Source organism: Pseudoalteromonas sp. CH_XMU1449-3 (assembly GCF_037027245.1).
Classification (GTDB): Bacteria; Pseudomonadota; Gammaproteobacteria; order Enterobacterales; family Alteromonadaceae; genus Pseudoalteromonas; species Pseudoalteromonas shioyasakiensis.
In genome coordinates, this window is sequence record NZ_JAYMDY010000018.1 from 19,256 (window position 1) to 38,805 (window position 19,550).

Annotated in this window: 15 protein-coding genes; 8 read left to right on the plus strand and 7 right to left on the minus strand. The window is 43.0% G+C overall.

The window, feature by feature from the left end; all coding sequences use genetic code 11:
• Positions 1 to 40: 40 nt before the first annotated feature.
• On the plus strand, positions 41 to 2,008 hold the full coding sequence (locus tag WA256_RS17675; RefSeq protein WP_063529057.1) for a response regulator: 1,968 nt from the start codon (positions 41 to 43) through the stop codon (positions 2,006 to 2,008).
• Here WA256_RS17675 and WA256_RS17680 read toward each other — a convergent pair.
• The 3 genes from WA256_RS17680 to WA256_RS17690 are packed head-to-tail and all read right to left on the minus strand — an operon-like array spanning position 1,971 to position 5,699.
• Positions 1,971 to 2,993 carry a LacI family DNA-binding transcriptional regulator gene (locus WA256_RS17680; RefSeq protein WP_063529056.1) on the minus strand — a complete coding sequence of 341 codons (1,023 nt, stop codon included), beginning with the start codon at positions 2,991 to 2,993 and terminating at the stop codon, positions 1,971 to 1,973. The two genes, WA256_RS17675 and WA256_RS17680, sit on opposite strands and share 38 nt — an antisense overlap.
• Before the next feature lie 21 nt (positions 2,994 to 3,014).
• Positions 3,015 to 4,346, minus strand: coding sequence for a glycoside-pentoside-hexuronide (GPH):cation symporter (locus tag WA256_RS17685; RefSeq protein ID WP_063529055.1), 1,332 nt, complete (start codon positions 4,344 to 4,346; stop codon positions 3,015 to 3,017).
• A 24-nt stretch (positions 4,347 to 4,370) separates the two neighbouring features.
• Complete coding sequence (locus tag WA256_RS17690; RefSeq protein ID WP_130166836.1) at positions 4,371 to 5,699, minus strand: GH1 family beta-glucosidase; 1,329 nt, start codon at positions 5,697 to 5,699, stop codon at positions 4,371 to 4,373.
• Between the two features lie 230 nt (positions 5,700 to 5,929).
• On the opposite strand from WA256_RS17690, the gene WA256_RS17695 reads away from it, so the two are divergent.
• The 3 genes from WA256_RS17695 (at position 5,930) to WA256_RS17705 (ending at position 10,441) form a co-directional block, all read left to right on the plus strand.
• Entirely contained in the window at positions 5,930 to 7,198 is a 1,269-nt protein-coding gene (locus tag WA256_RS17695) for a sugar MFS transporter (protein WP_063529053.1), read from the plus strand.
• Between the two features lie 47 nt (positions 7,199 to 7,245).
• Complete coding sequence (locus WA256_RS17700) at positions 7,246 to 9,723, plus strand: glycoside hydrolase family 3 protein (protein ID WP_442961451.1); 2,478 nt, start codon at positions 7,246 to 7,248, stop codon at positions 9,721 to 9,723.
• A gap of 106 nt (positions 9,724 to 9,829) precedes the next feature.
• Entirely contained in the window at positions 9,830 to 10,441 is a 612-nt protein-coding gene (locus WA256_RS17705) for a fumarylacetoacetate hydrolase family protein (protein WP_335992764.1), read from the plus strand.
• Here WA256_RS17705 and WA256_RS17710 read toward each other — a convergent pair.
• The 3 genes from WA256_RS17710 to WA256_RS17720 form a co-directional block, all read right to left on the minus strand.
• On the minus strand, positions 10,392 to 11,318 hold the full coding sequence (locus WA256_RS17710) for an ABC transporter substrate-binding protein (RefSeq protein WP_335992765.1): 927 nt from the start codon (positions 11,316 to 11,318) through the stop codon (positions 10,392 to 10,394). The genes WA256_RS17705 and WA256_RS17710 overlap by 50 nt on opposite strands.
• 136 nt (positions 11,319 to 11,454) lie before the next feature.
• Complete coding sequence (locus WA256_RS17715; protein WP_335992766.1) at positions 11,455 to 12,507, minus strand: aldo/keto reductase; 1,053 nt, start codon at positions 12,505 to 12,507, stop codon at positions 11,455 to 11,457.
• Between the two features lie 12 nt (positions 12,508 to 12,519).
• Positions 12,520 to 12,948 carry an acyl-CoA thioesterase gene (locus tag WA256_RS17720; protein ID WP_063529049.1) on the minus strand — a complete coding sequence of 143 codons (429 nt, stop codon included), beginning with the start codon at positions 12,946 to 12,948 and terminating at the stop codon, positions 12,520 to 12,522.
• Positions 12,949 to 13,101: 153 nt separating this feature from the next.
• Here WA256_RS17720 and WA256_RS17725 point away from each other — a divergent pair, with 153 nt between their 5' ends.
• The 4 genes from WA256_RS17725 to WA256_RS17740 all read left to right on the plus strand — a co-directional run bounded on the left by WA256_RS17725 (position 13,102) and on the right by WA256_RS17740 (position 17,839).
• Positions 13,102 to 13,308, plus strand: a complete 207-nt coding sequence (locus WA256_RS17725; protein ID WP_058586546.1) for a hypothetical protein — start codon at positions 13,102 to 13,104, stop codon at positions 13,306 to 13,308.
• Positions 13,309 to 13,369: 61 nt separating this feature from the next.
• Positions 13,370 to 14,422, plus strand: a complete 1,053-nt coding sequence (gene dinB / locus WA256_RS17730; RefSeq protein ID WP_063529048.1) for a DNA polymerase IV — start codon at positions 13,370 to 13,372, stop codon at positions 14,420 to 14,422.
• 106 nt (positions 14,423 to 14,528) lie between these two features.
• Positions 14,529 to 16,211 (plus strand): carbon starvation CstA family protein, encoded by a 1,683-nt coding sequence (locus WA256_RS17735; RefSeq protein WP_063529047.1) that lies wholly within the window; start codon positions 14,529 to 14,531, stop codon positions 16,209 to 16,211.
• 104 nt (positions 16,212 to 16,315) lie between these two features.
• The gene (locus WA256_RS17740; protein ID WP_054552591.1) at positions 16,316 to 17,839 is read left to right on the plus strand and encodes a M17 family metallopeptidase; all 1,524 of its coding nucleotides are present in this window, start codon (positions 16,316 to 16,318) and stop codon (positions 17,837 to 17,839) included.
• Between the two features lie 72 nt (positions 17,840 to 17,911).
• Here the strand turns inward: WA256_RS17740 and WA256_RS17745 are convergent, their stop codons facing one another.
• A complete protein-coding gene (locus WA256_RS17745; RefSeq protein ID WP_063527400.1) occupies positions 17,912 to 19,546 on the minus strand; it encodes a methyl-accepting chemotaxis protein in 1,635 nt (544 codons plus the stop codon).
• Positions 19,547 to 19,550: the final 4 nt, after the last annotated feature.

Consider the following 19,550-nt stretch of genomic DNA (forward strand, 5'->3'; position numbering starts at 1 on the left):
CAATCATACTAAATTAAGCAAATTGGTATAAGGAATAAGAATGTTAGACAAGGTAACCCGATTACTCTTAGTAGAAGACGACGAAGACGATTATATTCTTACTTGCGATTACTTAGACCAATTAGGTTCCCATACATTCGATGTTGAGTGGTTAAGTTGCCCTGAAGAGGCCATTAGTGAGCTTAGCGAAAACAAACATGACATTTGTTTGTTAGATTACCGCTTAGGCGCATCAGATGGCCTCGAAGTATTAAAACGGGCTGTGGCAAATGGCTTTCGCGGCCCGATTATCATGCTAACCGGGCAATCAGATGAAGCTCTCGATTCTGCAGCGCTCGATGCCGGTGCGGTTGATTATCTGGTTAAAAGCGAGATGAACTCTAGCCGCTTTGCCCGTGCTATACGCTACGCTTTAGCTCGCCGAGATGTTGAAGATGAGCGTGTTGAGCGTTTAAAAGCAGAAGCTGAAAACCGCTCTAAAGACCGCTTTTTGGCCCATTTGAGTCATGAGTTACGCACACCTCTGTCTTCTATCTTGGGTTACACAGAGTTACTCATGCAAAGTGATAAAAATCAGCATGCTCAAAATGAGTTGGGTGTGATTTACCGAAATGGTAAACATTTACTGAGTTTGCTTAATGATGTGCTCGACCTATCAAAGATTGCTGCCGATAAACTGGAGCTCAATTGCAGTGATGTTAACTTAGATAGCCTAATGGCTGACGTTTATACCTTAATGCGCGTTTCTGCGCTTGATAAAGGTTTATCGCTTAAATTTGAGTCACAGCAAGCCTTGCCTTTAGTTATAAACACAGACGCTACACGGTTACGCCAAATCCTCATTAACATCATCAACAACGCAATCAAGTTTACCAACCAAGGCGAGATCACAGTGCGAGCTTGGACTGCTTGGGTTAATGAACGAGAAATGCTGTTTTTTAGTATTAAAGACACAGGCCTTGGTATTCCAGCTGAAAAACAAGCACTGATCTTTAAACCATTTGAACAAATTGCTGATGTAGAATCACGAGATGTCGGTGGAGCAGGGTTGGGCCTTGCTATTTGTTCAGAGTTACTTAGTCGTATGCAAGGTTCTATTGAACTTGAATCAACGCAAGGCGTGGGCTCTGAATTTACCCTTTCGATTTACCCTGGCAATATTCGAGATATTGAACGCCAAGTGCTGCGCTTTGATTCAAACCCCGATTGCCAGCAAAAACTAACAACGTTAAAAACCACTGGGCGAGTATTAGTGGTCGACGACCTAAAAGATTTACGTAATCTCGTTGGCCATATGATCACCAGCACTGGCGCAGAAGTGGATTATGCCGAGCACGGTAAACAAGCAATTGAAAAAGTAGCTAATGCAGAGCAAGCGGGTAAGCCTTTTGATATTGTATTTATTGATTTGCATATGCCGGTTATGGGCGGCAAAGAAGCCACTATTGAGCTTCGTAAAATGGGTTATCAAGGACCAATCATCGCGCTTACAGCTGCCACCATGAAAGGGGTGAAAACTGAGTTAAGTGCGCTTGGCTTTAACGATATGATTGCAAAACCGGTTGATTCTGGGTTGCTTTACCAAGTGCTCAATCATTACATTTGCGAAGGCAATACAGAACCAGTAGTTGAGCAAGACGACAGCCCTGAAGTGACCTTACAGAGTACGCGCTATTTATTGGTTGAGGACGACGGTGATGCAGCGCAAATCACTCAATTATTGCTTGAAAGTTTAGGTGTTGAAACTGTTATAGCACCAAGTTGTGCTGCGTGTCTTGCGACCCTGAGTGACGATCAAAACTTTGCTAAAGTGTTACTCGATATGCATTTGCCTGATGGCGAAGGGCTTGATTTAGCCCATGAAATAAAACAGCGCCACCCTGACTTAAATCTAGTCATTGTTAGTGGCGCAGAGCCAGAGCCAGAAAAAATTGAACAACTTGAGATTGAACAAGTGTTATTAAAGCCAATTAACCTTGGCTTGTTATCTGAGCTGATTGGCGGCTAATTGAATGCCGAACTACCAGTTCCGGTTCAAATAGCGTTTGTAGTGGTGGGGTTTGTTTTTGATAAACATGATTTAACACCCAATCTGCTGCCATGCGACCCATCTCATCTATTGGGTAATTAACGGTGCTCAATTGTGGGTAAACGTGACGGGTGAAAAATACGTTATCGTAACCCATAATCGACAATTGCTTAGGTAAAGTTAACCCTAAATCGCGCGCGCTAGCCATGGCACCTACTGCCATTTCATCATTGGCACAGATAAGCGCAGTGAATGGGTGCGTTTGTTCATGAAGCGCTTTTAAACCTTCATAACCGCTCGCTTCCATGAAATCACCTTGGAATAAGAGGTTTTCATCAAACTCAAGATTAAACTCAGCCAGAGCTTGTTTATGACCTTCTAGACGGTCTTTGGCATCTTGTTTCCAAAGCGGCCCGCTGATGTAGGCAATATCTTTATGACCTTGTTCTAAAACATGTTTCGCAGCTAAGTAACCGCCTTTAATATTGTTAAGTAAAATACAGCGATCACTGAGTTCGCTGATATAGCGGTTGATCAATACAAATGGCGTACGGCCTTTACTGAGTTTTATAAGGTAGTCATCGCTGACCGCTTCAACATGTAAAATAAGGCCATCGCAGTTACGGCTAATCAAAAACTCAATTCCTTGTTTTTCACGCTCTTCATCACTGTGACCCGCAGCAATAATCAAATGCTTACCTTGGTTACGAAAGGTATTTTCAATGCCACTCATCATAGGCCCGTAAAACGGACCTTGTAATTCAGAGACCAGTAGGCCAACACTGTTCGAGCAATTTGATGCCAATGACTGAGCAATTGAGTTAGGTCGATAGCCAAGCTCATCCATTGCGGCAGTGACTTTTTTACGTGTTGCATCACTGACATTTGCATTGTTGTTCATTACTCGTGAAACGGTTGCAAGAGAAACACCTGCAAGTTTCGACACCTCGTAAATGGTGGCCATGTTATTCCTTTTTAAACAAAATTATGGATGCTGCTTTAACGATAAATCGGCACTGATCTGCTCAACCGTTTGGTTATCCAGAATATACCTTTTCATTATAAAAGCGACAAGCATACTACCTATTGCTGGGTAAAGGGTAAACGAAATTAATATACCCGAAAGCGTGTGTTCACTGAGTTCGGTATTAGCTTCATAGCCATAAAATGCCAGTAACCAACCTGCAATGGCACCGCCAAGGGCAAGACCAAGCTTAATAAAGAAGACCACGCTTGCGTAGACTAGGCCTGTTAGCCTTTCACCAGTTTTCCATTGCCCGTAATCTATGGTGTCGGCCATTTTTGCCCACAGTAGCGGGGTTGCCATTTGCGTGAAGAAACACCATAAAAAGTACACTGCAAAGGCAAGTATCAGTTGTTCACCCGGCAACCAAAATGCCACGCAACTGATAGCTGCAGAGATATATTGCAAACGAATATAGGCGGTTTTCTTATCAACACGTTTGCTGAGTGGGTTTGCACAGGCACAGCCCAAAATATTACCTATCATGCCGATGGTAACAAAGTAGGTGACTAGCTCTGCTTCACCAAGTACATATTTTACATAGTAAATGGCAAGGGTCGTGCGCAATACCATACTGGTTAACAGCATAAATGCAGCAAAGCACAACACTTTAAATGGACCATTTTGCCATAGTGTGTTCATGCGGGTTTTCCAGCTCAACGATGAGCTGTTATGAGCTGCAACACGCTCTTTGGTAAAGCGAAAACAAATCAGAAATAAGATTACACCTAAGCCGCTCATCAGGGCCATAGTGAGTTGGTAGCCCGTTGCGTTATCACCTTTGCCAAGCCAATTTACCAAAGGCAAAGTACAGGCACTGACAATTAAGCCGCCCAGCATACCAAACACAAAGCGATATGATTGAATGGATACTCGCTCTTTAGGGTCGCTACTTAATACCCCACCTAACGCTGAGTAAGGAATATTAATCGCGGTGTAAACCAGCATCAGCAAAGTGTAAGTGACAAAGGCATAAATGACTTTGCCTGATTCAGGAAGGTCGGGCGTGGTGAAGGTGATCATGCTGATCACCCCAAATGGTAAAGCAAGCCAGAGTAAGTAGGGACGATAGCTTCCCCACTTAGTGCGGGTTGAATCAGTTAAAGCTCCCATTAATGGGTCGGTAATTGCATCAACGACTCTCACCACCAAAAACAAGGTGCCAACAATCGCGGGTGAAATACCAAAGATATCAGTATAGAAAAAAGTTAAAAATAACATCACCGTTTGAAAGATGATATTACTTGCTGTATCGCCTAATCCGTAGGCTATTTTTTCTCTTTTTGTCAGCATGTGTGTTCTCGATTGTTGTTATTTTTATCGCTGTTTGAGTAGCGCGCGATATTGTTTTGCGCTTTCTTTTAAAATGCGTTGTTGGCTTTGATAATCAATATAAACTAACCCAAAGCGCTTTTCGTAGCCATACGCCCATTCAAAGTTGTCCATTAAGCTCCACGCAAAGTAGCCTTGAATATCAACGCCTTGGCGAATTGCATCACACACTGCATTTAAGTGAGTGTGATAATAATCTACTCGTTCTATATCGTTCACTTCACCATTTTCTAACGTATCGGCCATGGCTGCGCCATTTTCGGTAATATACATTTTTGGTAAATCATATTGCTGATGAAGTGATACCAAAAGTTCAGTTAAACCTTGTGGGTAAACTTCCCAGCCCATATCGGTAACGCGAACATCTGTAAGGTTTGCTTCTTCAAACCAGTTATCAGCGGTATTTCTGTAGTGTATGCGGGTATAGTAGTTAACGCCAATAAAGTCGACATCTTGGCTAATAATTGCCATATCGCCAGCAATAATAGTTGGCTTAACTTCATCTGCTAAATCATCCAGTAAAGATGGGTAAGCACCTTCTAAAACCGCTTTGATATACCATTGATTATGGTATTGATCAGCAAGCTCTGCGGCTTTTTTATCATCGGCGGTTAAAGGGTAGGTCGGGCTGAAGTTTAATACGATACCTGCTTCTGTGTCTGGGCAGTTTTTACGTAATACTTGCATAGCAAGGCCGTGGGCAAGTAATAAGTGGTGCGCTGCTTGTCGGCCAGCTTGTTGCGATTTAATGCCAGGTGCATGTACACCCACTTCATAACCTAAGTAGGCACTACAAAATGGCTCGTTCAAGGTGGCGAATGAATCAACTAAGTGACCAAGGTGTTGAGTAACAAGTTCGGCATAGTCTTTAAATTTATAGGCTGTCTCGCGGTTTAACCAACCGCCATTATCTTCAAGGTATTGAGGTAAATCCCAGTGATATAAGGTGACGTAGGTCTTAATATTACGTGCTTTTAACGCCGATAATAGCTGAGCGTAAAATTCCATACCTTGCTCGTTAACCGAGCCATCTTGTTGCATGACCCTCGGCCACGAAATAGATAAGCGGTAAGCATCGACAGCCAAATCTGCAATCATCTCGACATCTTGCTGCCAACGCGCAACATGATCGCAAGCTACATCGCCATGGCTTTGATCTGCAATGGTGCCAGGCTTTTCGCAAAATGTATCCCAAATACAATCGAGGCGCTTATCGCGTGCCCCTTCAATCTGAAATGAGGCTGTTGCCACCCCAAAAGTGAATTCGGGCTTGAGCAAAGCCGAATCTGGTAACAGTGAGATTGATTTATACACAGTTAATACTCGTCCTTTGGGTTAGTGTAAGGCTTGAATATTTAGAGTTTTGGCTCCGCTGTAAGCGCTTACATTTTTTCTGCAAATAAATTGCTAAATATGATTTATATGTTATAAATGTAAGCGCTTACATTTAATGTTGCAACATTTTTCGCTATTTGTTGTTAGTGATTAAGTACCAGAGTTTGCTGTAACAAACTGATAAATATAATTAACTAGAGAAGAAAATTATGGCTCATGTATCAACTCCTGTTTCGGCTGCAGCAGGCCAAGCAGATATGCCAAAGCAGCACTTTGCGCTGGCATCATTGACCACATTATTTTTTATGTGGGGATTCATCACCTGTCTTAATGACATATTAATCCCTTACTTAAAAGGCATGTTTTCACTTAACTATACGCAGGCTATGCTTATACAGTTTTGCTTCTTTGGCGCGTATTTTGTGATGTCGATTCCGGCAGGTAAGTTGGTCAGTCGTATTGGTTACCAGTTTGGTATTGTTGTCGGCTTAGTGGTTGCAGCCATTGGTTGTGCGCTGTTTTACCCAGCTGCTGTTGCTCATGTGTATGAGTTATTTTTATTGGCTTTGTTTGTTCTTGCTTCGGGTATCACTATTTTACAAGTATCTGCTAACCCTTATGTAAGTGTTCTTGGTCCACAAAAAACAGCGTCTTCGCGTTTGACTATGACGCAAGCTTTTAATTCTTTAGGAACAACAGTCGCGCCAATTTTTGGTGGTTGGTTAATTCTCTCTGAAATTAGCCAAGCTACAGCAGAGGAAGTGAAACTCCCTTATTTAATGTTGTCATTAACCTTACTTGTACTTGCGGTTATCTTTGCGTTTTTAAAACTGCCAAAATTAGGTAAAGAAAGTGATAGCGAAGCGGCACATCAAGACTTAGAAGACTTTGTTGATTTAGGTAGTGTTTGGCGTTACCGCCACCTAATTCTAGGTGCTGTAGGTATCTTTGTGTATGTAGGCGCAGAGGTGGCGATTGGCAGCTTTTTAGTCGGCTTTTTGACCCTAGATAACATTGCGGGTTTACCAGAAAACGAAGCCGCGCATTATATTAGCTACTATTTTGCAGGAGCCATGGTTGGTCGTTTTATTGGCGCAGTGGTAATGCAAAAATTTAATGCAGGTAAGGTGTTAGCATGTCATGGCTTATTGGCTGTTTTACTGGTTGTTATTGCCATGACAGGTGAGGGCAGCCTGGCTATGTGGGCAATTCTGCTTGTGGGTTTATGTAACTCGATTATGTTCCCAACCATTTTCAGCCTTGCTTTACACGGCCTTGGTAAGTACACATCAAAAGGTTCTGGTATTTTATGTTTAGCGATTGTAGGTGGCGCAATTATTCCATTACTACAAGGTGTGTTAGCCGATTCTATTGGCGTACAAATGGCGTTATTCTTACCTATCGCCTGTTATTTATATATTACTTACTTTGCGCTGGTTGGCTCAAAAGTATCGACTCAGACTCAGCAATCTTCATAGGTGTAAAAATGAAATTGAAAAAAACATTCACACTCTTCTCGTTAATGATGGCAGGCGCCAGCATGACAGCTTGCACTGGGCAAGATAAGGTGGCAAACGTGAGCGCTGAGCAAGAAATTTGGCCAAACATCGAAACGGGCATTGCTGCAAATCCAGAAATGGAAGCAAAAATTGCAAATATGCTGGCAAATATGACCCTTGAGCAAAAAATTGCGCAAATGATCCAACCAGAAATTCGCGATATTACCGTTGAAGATATGCGTAAATACGGCTTTGGTTCTTACCTTAATGGCGGTGGCGCATTCCCAAATAATGATAAACATGCCAGTGCCGCAGATTGGATTGATCTTGCTGAAAAAATGTATCAAGCCTCAATTGATGACTCGCTCGATGGCAGCTCAATTCCGACTATGTGGGGCACCGATGCCGTGCATGGTCACAATAATGTTATTGGTGCGACACTATTCCCTCATAACATTGGTTTAGGTGCAACAAACAACCCTGAGTTAATCGAAAAAATTGCCGCCGCTACTGCGCAAGAAGTGATGGTAACCGGCATCGATTGGGTATTCGCGCCTACGGTTGCGGTTGTTCGTGACGACCGTTGGGGCCGTACTTATGAAGGTTATTCTGAAGATCCTGAAATTGTGAAAGCATATTCGGCAGCCATTGTTAAAGGATTGCAAGGTGCAGTTGATGACGACTTTTTATCTGATAAGCGCGTGATAAGTACCGTTAAGCACTTTTTAGGTGATGGCGGCACAGAAGGCGGTGATGACCAAGGTAATAACACAGCATCTGAGCAAGAGTTATTTGATATTCATGCGCAAGGGTATGTAGGCGGCTTAGGTGCTGGCGCACAAACTGTAATGGCGTCATTTAACAGCTGGAACGGTGAAAAAATTCATGGCAGCAAATACCTACTTACTGACGTACTAAAAGGCAAAATGGGCTTTGATGGTTTTGTAGTTGGTGACTGGAACGGTCACGGCCAAATTCCAGGTTGTACTAATGGCAACTGCGCGCAAGCAGCAAATGCTGGTCTTGATGTGTACATGGTGCCAACAGATGCATGGAAACCTCTTTATGAAAACCTTATTAAGCAAGTTAAAAGTGGCGAAATTGCGCAAAGCCGCATTGATGATGCAGTAACACGTATCTTACGTGTAAAAATGCGCGCAGGTTTGTTTGATAAGCCAAGCCCTGCTAAGCGTCCGCTTTCAGGTAAAACAGAAATCATTGGTAGTGCAGAACATCGCGCAGTTGCAAAACAAGCGGTACGTGAATCATTGGTTCTTCTGAAAAATAAAGAACAGTTGTTACCGCTATCAGCAAATTCAAACGTATTAGTTGCCGGTCAGGGCGCTGATAACATTGGTATGCAGTCAGGTGGTTGGACAATCACATGGCAAGGCACAGGTAACGAAAATAGTGACTTCCCGGGTGGCTCTTCAATTTTTGATGGGATCAAAAATACAGTTGAGCAGGCCGGTGGTCAGGTTCAATACAATATAAATGGCGAATTTGAAGCTAAGCCAGATGTTGCGATTGTGGTATTCGGTGAACAACCATATGCAGAAGGTAATGGTGATTTAGATAACCTTGAATACCAACGCGGTAATAAAACTGATTTAGCCCTACTTAAAAAGCTAAAAGATGCCGGTATTCCTGTGGTGTCGCTATTTATTAGTGGTCGCCCAATGTGGGTGAATGCAGAGCTCAATGCCAGTGATGCGTTTGTCGCAACTTGGTTACCAGGTAGTGAAGGTGATGCAATCAGCGATGTTATCTTTAAAAAGCAAGATGGCTCTATCAATCATGACTTTAAAGGTAAGTTATCGTTCTCATGGCCAAATAACCCGGTAGGTAACCAAAACCGTGGTGATAAAGATTACGCGCCACTATTGCCTTACGGCTTTGGTTTAACTTACCAAGATAAAAATACATTAGCAGATGACTTAAGCGAAAAATCACAAGTTGCCGCTAAATTAGAAGACTTAGTACTATTTGAGCGTGCCGTAAAAGCACCGTGGTCACTGCAACTACAAAGTGGTTCTGAGCTACAAGCCATGACTAGTAGTCGTGCAGCACTTAACGCTGTTAGCGTAAAAACCTTTGATAAAGATGTACAAGAAGATGCGCGCGCAATCAGCTTTAATGGTAAAGAAGCGGCTGCGGTTCGTTTAATGGCGGCTTTCCCGTCGGATCTTCGTTCATACGTTGAAAAAGCGGGGCAGTTAGAAATGCAAATTAAGGTAGACCAAGCTGCTGATGCGCCGTTAATGCTGGGTATGCAATGCGGTGAAAACTGTGACGGCCAATTTGATATTAGCAAACAGGTTAAAGCAGCAAGTGATTGGCAAACCCTGACAATCGATTTGAGCTGCTTTGCTGAGCAAGGTGTGCAACTTGGACAAGTGTTCTCACCTTGGCAGCTAGCCACTGAAGGTGCATGGCACGTATCGATTGCTAAATTGAATGTGACAACCTCGAAGAAAAACGATACTGCTATTTCTTGCAACTAACTTTTTTCTCCCTTAATGTTCCTCATGGCTAACAGGTGCTGTCGCATCTGTTAGCCTTTTTTATGTAAAGGCCATTATTTGGAATAAATTACTTAACGGAGGACTAATGCATAAGGTTAAATTTGCAGATAAAACGTTTTTACCTAGTAAAATCATTTGTGTTGGCCGTAATTATGCAGCGCATATTGCAGAGCTTAACAACGAAATGCCTTCAAATATGGTGCTGTTTGCAAAACCAAATAGTGCTATCACCGATTCTCTCAATAGTGAACACTTAGGTGAGACTTTACATTACGAAACAGAGCTTTGTTTTTTAGTTAAAAACAAGCAACTGGCTGCGGTTGGGCTTGGGCTTGATTTAACAAAGCGAGGTCTACAAAGCACGCTTAAAGAAAAAGGCCTACCTTGGGAGCGCGCAAAAGCATTTAATGGTTCAGCGCTTTTTACAGAGTTTGTTGCCGTTAATTCCAACTTACACTATCAATTTAGTCTAAAGATTGATGGTAAAGACACTCAACTAGGCGATACAAAGTTAATGCTGCATAACGCAGAGCAAATTTTAGCTGAAATCATTGAATTTATGGATCTAGAAGATGGCGACATCATTATGACAGGCACGCCTGAAGGAGTAGGGAAGGTTGTCGCTAATTCAACTTTTGCGGTAACACTTATGGATGGTCAGCAGGAGTTGTTATCTCATCAATGGCAGGCTCTTTAAGCGGTTCTAAAATGTAGCGCTGATAATAAGTTGAAAACTCAGGAAAGCTTTGTTCGAGCCAAGTTCGTTGGCTTTGCTGGTATCTCTCACTTGGCAGTACCTTGTTCTTCAGCGCCTCATTTATTTCTGCTAGCACTTTTTCGGCATAATTATTAGGTGCATTCGTTGAGCAACCAATGGCGCCAAAAACCACATTCTGAGCCGGATTAACAATGTTGAGTTTTTGAATATTCTGTTGGTTTTGTTGATTGTAATAATCAGCAACAAATGGGTAATCAATCGTGTAATCAATGTAGCCATGTTCTAACTGCGATAGTAGCGCTTGGTTTGCATGGCTGCCGGTGCCACTTAATGCTGCACTTTCGTAAAGCTTGGTATTTTTCGCTATAGTATCAAGCTTACTGCCAAACTTTCGCGCATCATTTTGCCCAAACATAAAATTTGCATCAGTCAATAATGAGATTAATGACACTGGGTTACCGTGTTTTTGCTTAATCTTCAGTGCTTTTTCTTTGGTACTTAATACGCTAAACGGTGGGTACACTGTGGTTGGGATTGAGTAAGTAGCACGGTTGGTTTTTTTATCACGATGGATCATGCAGGCATAGCAGGCAAGATGTCCTTCGTCGAGATATTTGCTCAAACGTTTTGGTGGTAATAGTGATTTTTGGTGCTTAAAGTTTGGCATCGCTTCAATCAGCTGGTCGGTTATATTGTTACATAAGCCACCAAAAGGATATTGCTCTGATTTATCAAGAAAAAAAGGTTTGTTATCAGTTTCAAGCCAGGTAATAGAGAGCTTGTCGGAGGCATGAGTAATGGGAGCAAGTAATACCCCTGCAACTACGCATACTACTTGTTTTATGTATTTACTCATTAACAACCTACATAGTGAAACACTATGAATAACTATACACTAAAGTATGGGTAAAATTGTAGGTAGAGTATAAAAATGATGAATAAGTATTAATAAGCCTGTCAGGTAACAGGCTTATACTAATGCAAATAATTGCTTAGAAAGGCATCGGATAGCGGTTAAATACGTCAGCGATTTTATCGTTAGCTTCATCGCTTAATTGCACAGAAAAAGCATCTATATTTTCTTTTAACTGCGTCATTGATGTTGCTCCTATAATTGTAGAGCTTACGCCATCTACCTGATCACACCATGCTAGTGCGAGTTGTGAAGGTGTTAAATTAAAGGCGTTAGCAATTTCAACATATTCAGCGATCGCAGCCCGTGATTGTGCAGTGTCTCTGAATAGGCCATTACGTTGCACTAGCGTCCAACGGCTACCTTCAGGGCGGGCACCATTTAAGTACTTACCACTTAACATGCCGCCACCTAGCGGTGACCAAGGTAGGTAAGCAATATCTTCATGAATACATTGTTCAATCAAATACGGCCAGTCTTTGGCGTGCAGTAGACTAAATTCGTTTTGAATCGATACCATACGCGGAAGGTTATGCTGTTCACTTAAGCGTAAGTACTGGCTGATGCCCCAAGGTGTATCGTCTGATAAACCACAGTGCTTAATTTTACCAGCCTTGATACAGTCATTCAGCCCTTCAAGAATATCTAACATACCCGCGATATTTTGATCAGTGTCAGCCTCTGAGAAGCACACTTTACCTGGCCATTGTTTACCAAAGTGCGGTGATGTACGGTTAGGCCAATGTAATTGGTATAAATCGATAACATCAGTTTGTAAGCGCTTAAGAGATGCATCAACGGCTTCAACAATGGCTTGGCGAGTAATATCGCCTGCATCGCGTACCCAAGGTAAGCCGTTACCCGCAATTTTAGTGGCAATGACAAGATCATCGCGTTTGTCTTTATTACGCGCTAACCAATTACCGATGATCTCTTCTGTCTTACCGTAGGTGTCTGGAGAAGGTGGTACGGCATACATTTCGGCGGTATCAATAAAGTTAACGCCTTTATCTAATGCATAGGCGATTTGTTCATCGGCATCGGCTTGGTTGTTTTGCATACCCCATGTCATGCTACCTAAGCAGACACGAGATACATCAATACCACTTCGACCAAGTGGGCTATAAAGCATAGTAGATCCTTGTTAATCGCTAGAATGGGCTTTAAGTGCAGTTAATAACTCATCATTTAACTGTGCTTTTTTACCCGTTTTAAAATTAAACATAACCACTTGTGATGAGCCAATGGTTGTTACTGCGTCTTGGCTTTCACTAAATACAGTGTAATGCATCATAAAACGATCTTGTTCAATGTCACTAATCTTTACACCAACATACACAGTATCAGGAAATGTCACAGGGCGTTTATAGCGGGCATTGTTTTCGCTGATCACCGGGCCCACACCTGTTGCTTGTAAATCTTTAAGAAAGCCTAGTTGAGTAAAAAAATCGATACGGGCTGTTTCAAAGTAGCGAAAATACACCACATTATTGACGTGCTGCAGGGCATCCATTTCGCCCCATGCAACATTAATTTTTGTTCTGATAGGGTGTTGTTCTATAAACGATTGCATAGTAAATCTTCGTTGATTGTGAGAAATCTTAGGTTAGCAATATGCTGCTTTTAGCTCAAGGAAATTAGAAAGCTCAGTAGATTGTGCTAGATTTATAAGTTCACGCTTACGTAAAGTGTGAGCAAAATGAACACACATTAAAGGACCTTAATTATGCAGCAACTAACCTTGAAGGTGATAAAGTGGATTGCACTTTTCATCTTGCTAGCTCTAGCTTTGCTCTGTTATAGCATGGGCACAATGTCAGGATTTATCGCTTTAATTGTCGTGGGCTTGTTATTAGAAGCCGCGTTTTGGTTATTTGGTTCACGGCTTATTAGCCGAAAAAAACCAAACCAACAAACAAGCCAAACCTCTTAGCTTGCACTCTCAGGAAGTTTAAATATAATAACTGTATATATAAACAGTTGTTGTATTCCTGATGAAAAAATTCATTCACATCGATATGGACTGCTTTTATGCAGCCGTGGAGATGCGTGATAACCCCGCGCTTGCCAATGTGCCACTGGCTATAGGTGGTAATAGTCGTCGCGGGGTGCTTTCAACTGCTAATTATATTGCCCGTAAATATGGTGTGCGCTCGGCGATGTCGAACTATCACGCCAAGCAACTGTGCCCCGATCTGGTTATCGTGCCCGGACGAATGCAGGTTTATAAAGAAATCTCCACGCAAATTCGCGCCATTTTTGCAAAGTACACGGACCTTATTGAGCCGTTATCGTTAGATGAAGCCTACCTTGATGTAACCGACAGTACTGCGTGCAAAGGCAGTGCAACACTGATGGCGGAGCAAATCCGCCAAGAAATCTATGACACCACCGGACTAACAGCCTCAGCAGGCGTCGCGCCAATTAAGTTTATTGCCAAAATTGCCAGCGATGAAAACAAGCCTAATGGTCAGTTTGTGGTATTGCCCGATCAAGTTGATGACTTTTTGGCGAGTTTACCGCTTGGCAAAATCCCTGGCGTTGGCAAGGTGACATTAGAAAAGCTGCAACTTAAAGGGCTTTACACTGGGGCTGATGTGCGCGCGAAAGGGGTTAATTGGATGCAGCAGCATATTGGTAATTTTGGCGTGTCTTTATATCAAAAGTGTGCAGGCGAGTACGTTGGCAAAGTGTCAACTGAGCGAGTACGAAAGTCGCTCAGTGTTGAGCACACCTATGAATACAACAAAAATAATTTAGATGAGTGTTTAAGCCAGTTACCCCGCTTGATGGATGAATTAACTCGCCGTCTTGATAAACAGCAATTAAACAACCGCATCAATAAGTTATCTGTGAAGGTCAAGTTTGCCAATTTTGTCGTGACCAGTGCCGATCAAAGCCACCATCAATTAGACGAACGCATTTTTACTGAGTTAATGAGTAAAGCCTATGAGCGAGGTAACAACCAGCCAGTACGCCTGTTAGGGATAGGTGTCGGAATAAAGAGTCAAGCTCACGAGCATTTTCAGCTGAGTATATTAGACTAAAGGTTAACACCTTGGTGCTTGAAAGTTTGTTAGTGTCTAGTTGGGGTGCTAGGCCTGCCTAGTTCAACACCTTAGACAACATTATAACTTAATAAGAGAGATGACTATGCAATCGGTCGTAATCGTGCTGCTCGGAATAGTCGGTATGTTGTTCGGATGGTTCTTTTATTCGAAATTCATCGCCGAAAAAATATTTAAAATGGATGATAATTTTGTCACACCCGCTCATGAACTTGAGGATGGTGTGGATTATGTGCCAACCAACAAAGTTGTGTTATGGGGTCACCATTTCACCTCTGTTGCAGGTGCAGCGCCAATTGTTGGCCCTGCGATTGCCGTATATTGGGGCTGGGTGCCTGCGGTACTTTGGGTGGTATTTGGTACTATCTTTTTTGCTGGTGTTCACGACATGGGCGCTCTATGGGCCAGTGCGCGTAACAAAGGCAAATCAATGGGCGCTTTGTCTGAAAGCGTAATTGGTAAACGCACCCGTGCATTATTTATGATTGTGGTGTTCTTAGTACTACTGATGGTGAATGCGGTATTTGGTGTGGTGATTGCCAAGTCATTTGTATCGCAACCTAACGCGGTATTCCCTGCTTGGTCAGCGATTGTCGTGGCCTTAGTTATTGGCCAGTTACTACGCCGTAAAGTGTCGTTAATTCCGCTTTGTTTAATTGGTGTGGGAATTCTTTATTACACTATTTACCTTGGTAGTGGTATGCCGATTTCATTACCTGATGAAATGTTTGGCTTAAGTGCGAATGCGAACTGGATCATCATCTTATTTATCTATGCAGCCATTGCTTCATTATTGCCAGTATGGATGCTTTTACAACCACGCGACTTCATCAACGGTATGCAGTTATTGGTTGGTTTAGTATTACTATATGGTGCGGTTTTTGTGTCAATGCCGGATATCACAGCGCCTGCGTTTAATACTCAAACTGCGGTAGATACACCAAGTATTATTCCATTGCTATTTGTGACCATAGCCTGTGGTGCGGTATCGGGTTTCCACGGTATTGTGTCTTCAGGTACCAGCTCTAAGCAGTTGAACAAAGAAACTGATGGTCGCTTTGTGGGTTACTTAGGTGCGGTAGGTGAAGGTATGCTTGCGCTTATTACACTAGTTGCAGTAAGTGGTGTTGCACTTGCGGTATCTCCTGAAGAATGGCACGAAATTTACAGTCACTTAGGTGCCGGTAGTGTGAGCGCCTTTATTAATGGTGGCGCAAACTTAATTGAAAGTGGTTGGGGTATCTCGCAAGAGGTGGCATCAACCTTACTTGCCGTAATGGTGGTCTTATTTGCGGGGACTACGATGGACTCTGGCGTGCGCCTGCAGCGTTATATCATTCAAGAGTGGGGTGATATTTATAATATCAGCATCATTCGTAATGGTATTGTAGCTACACTCATTGCAGTACTTAGCTGTTTACTGCTTGCTTTTGGTGCTGGTGGCGCTGACGGTAGTGGCGGTATGATTATTTGGCCATTATTCGGTTCGACTAACCAAATCTTAGCAAGCTTAACCCTACTGGTTATCTCGGTAATGCTTATTAAAGCGAATCGCCCGGCTAAATACACCTTGATCCCAATGAGTTTTGTATTAGTTATGGCGTTCTTTGCTGGGGTTATTAAACTGGGCGAGTACTATCAACAAGGTAACTGGTTACTGGTGACACTTGATTTGTTAGTACTGGTTGTGAGTGTACTGGTTATGCTTGAAGCTTGGTCTGTGATTGTTAAGCATCGTAAAGACTCAGCACACATTACAGAGCAGTAAACTTAGCTTGCCAGCCATATCGTAAGTTGCCTTACTTGGCTGGCAATAGCGCTCTAAATCAATGATAATAAGGTCCTATGTTTCTAACAGCAGGACCTTTTTTTATGGCATACCCTCATGCAGTTGCAGCCCCGCAATTAGCGGATGCAAATCACGATGCATTGATTATTATCGGTGATGATTTTTCTTCTTTAGCAGACGCAAGCTTAAGCCAAGCTATTAGCGCTCAACAAGCTGTAGACGCACGTATTGGCAAACAAGTGACATTACTTGTTATTGACTCTAAACGCGTTATCTTAGCGCCTACAGGCCCTCTAAATCGTGATTATGATGATGTTCGTCGTTACTTTGATGCAGCGAAGCAAGGTGTACTAGAGGCGAAAGCATCGGGTAGCACTCAGCCTGCAATTTTACTTGCTAACGTAAATCAAGATAGCCGTTACAAGCATGCCCTTGAAGTGGCTTATTTAGGTGCTTGCCAAGCGCTTTGGCAACCACTTGAGGCACGTGAGTTCCACGGCCAAGCGATTGAACCAATTAGCCAAATTAGCCTAGTGGGTGCAGATGAGGCAATGAGCAAAGCGCTTAATGCTATTGCTGCGGGTCAATACGCTGCACGTGATTTATGTGGTACCGAGCCTGAGCGTATGGCACCACCACGTTTTGCTGATTACTGCGTTGAGTTATTTGCGGGTAGCAAGGTGTCTGTTGAAGTGATTTCAGATATCAACACTATCGATAAAGATTACCCAATGATGAGCACTGTAGCGCGCGCATCTTACGCTGTTGAGCGTCATCACCCTCGTGTTGTAAAACTAGAATACGTGCCTGAAGGCGACGTTGAGCGTACCTTAATGTTTGTTGGTAAAGGTTTAGTTTACGATACCGGTGGTGCAGACCTTAAAGTGGGTGGCTTTATGGCAGGTATGAGCCGCGATAAAGGCGGTGCAGCTTCGGTTGCTGGTTTTATGAAATCAGTGGCTGACTTTGCACCAAAAGGCGTAAAAGTGATTGCTTACTTAGCCGTAGTTCGTAACTCAATTGGTTCTGATTGTTTTGTTCCTGATGAAATCATTACCAGCCGTGAAGGTGTGCGTGTTCGTATCGGTAACACAGATGCTGAAGGTCGTTTAGCAATGGGTGACTTACTAAGTGAAATGAAAGATCGCGCCTTAAACGAAGTAAATCCAGAGCTATTCACTGTTGCAACACTAACAGGCCACGCAGCACGTGCTATGGGTCCTTACAGCGCATATGTTGAAAATGGTCCAGCTCGCGCAGCGAAAATTTCGCGCCAAATTGCTGACTTAGGCGATTTATGGGCAGATGGCGCCGAAGTATCTCGTAGCCGCCGTGAAGATTATGACTTTATTCGTCCTCGCACGTTAGCTGACGATGTTTTATCAAGTAACAATGCTGCTTCTGCAGTGACAGCTCGTGGTCACCAGTTCCCAATGGCATTCTTAGCGATTGTTGGTGGTTTAGATAAACATGGCACTGAATCAGCGCAACCATTACCGTATGTTCATATGGACATCGCAGGTAGCGGCGTAGAAGGTGGTGATTGGCAACATGGTAAGCCTACCGCAGCAACAGTAAGCAGCTTATTCGCTCGTTATTGTTTATAAGCTAAAAGCTAAAATCTATAAGTTTTAAGTTTGAAAAGCCCCGCACAGCAGTGTGGGGCTTTTTTTGTGGTGTTAGTCGAGCTTGAAGCGGTTAACGACATCACTTAACGCTTGTGAGCTTTGCTTTAAGTTTTCACTGGCGTTCGAAAGTCCTTCGGTATTCGACAGTGATTGTTCGGTTGATTGTGAAAGCTCATTAATCCGTAAATTAACCTCATCTGCGGCGCTGGTTTGTTGCTCGGTAGCACGGGCGATTTGGCTGTTCATATCTTTAATAATAGAGACAAGTCGCTCAATCTCACTCAATGAGCTATTTGCTTCACCTGCTTGTGAAACTGTTTCGGTTGATAACTGTTGGCTTGCCGAAACTGCATCAACAGCAGCTTGTGCGCCGGTTTGTAGTTTACTGATCATAGCTTGAATTTCGTCGGTACTTTTACCTGTGCGACTTGCTAATGTACGCACTTCGTCAGCCACTACGGCAAAGCCTCGACCTTGTTCACCAGCACGGGCCGCTTCAATGGCAGCATTGAGTGCCAGTAAGTTGGTCTGCTCAGCTATGCTACGGATAACATCCAGTACTGAGCCAATGTTGTTACTCTCTGCAGCAAGATCCGCCGTTACCTTACTCACTTGTTCAATATTATGCGACAGGGTCTCAATGGCGGTGATGGTCTTGTTGAGAACCTGCTTGCCCGCTTCGGCATTTTGTGCCGCTTCATTAGCGGCATGTTCAGCTTGGTCGGCATTTTGACTAACATCGTGAATTTGATGAGTCATTTGTTCCATCGCGGTTGCTACCTGAGTCGAGCTGTCGTTTTGTAGCTCAATAAAAGAGTGATTGGTTTTACTGGCATCATCAACACTATGGGCAAACTGATTTACTTGCTCGGCATTGTGGGCAACATGTTTGAGTGACTCACGCATTTTTGCGGTGTACAAATTAAAGTAGCGCGATAAACGAGACACTTCATCATTGCCATTTTCATCAAGCTTTTGGGTTAAGTCGCCTTCACCTTGTGAGATGTCTTTCATCATGTCGGCGGCAAGTTGTGTCGGGCGCAAGATGCTATTGGCAATTAGGTAGCTTAGCGCAACCAGTAGGGCAATAATCACAACTGCGGTAATAATTACATGGTTACGTAGCGAAGAGAATGCCTCTTCAATAGTATCAATATAGACACCAGAACCAACAATCCATTGCCATTTATCAAAGCCTTTTACGTAGGCAATTTTATCAACCGGCTTATCTTTACCTGGCTTTGGCCACTTGTAGGGAATAAAACCTTCACCTTGTTTTTTGACGATATTAACCATATCGACAAATAACAACACGCCATCTGGATCTTTACTGCCCGCTAGCGATTTACCATTTAATTCGGGCTTAAACGGGTGCATAACCATTACGGGTTGATAATCGTTGATCCAAAAGTAATTGTTGTTGTCATAACGTAGTGCAGAAATTGTTTCGAGGGCTGCTTGTTTGGCCTGTTGCTCACTCAGCTTACCTTGCTCAAACAATTCATAGTTATGCTCAATAATAGAGTAAGCAGACTCAACAAGGTTTTGGGTCTTAATGTATTGCTCTTGCTTTAGCGAGCTGTATTGCTGCGTTAAACTCGAGACGCTTAAAAATATCAGCCCTATCACGACCACACTCACTAACATGGCGAGGCGCTGAAAAATTGTAAAACGGCGTAAATTCATGTGT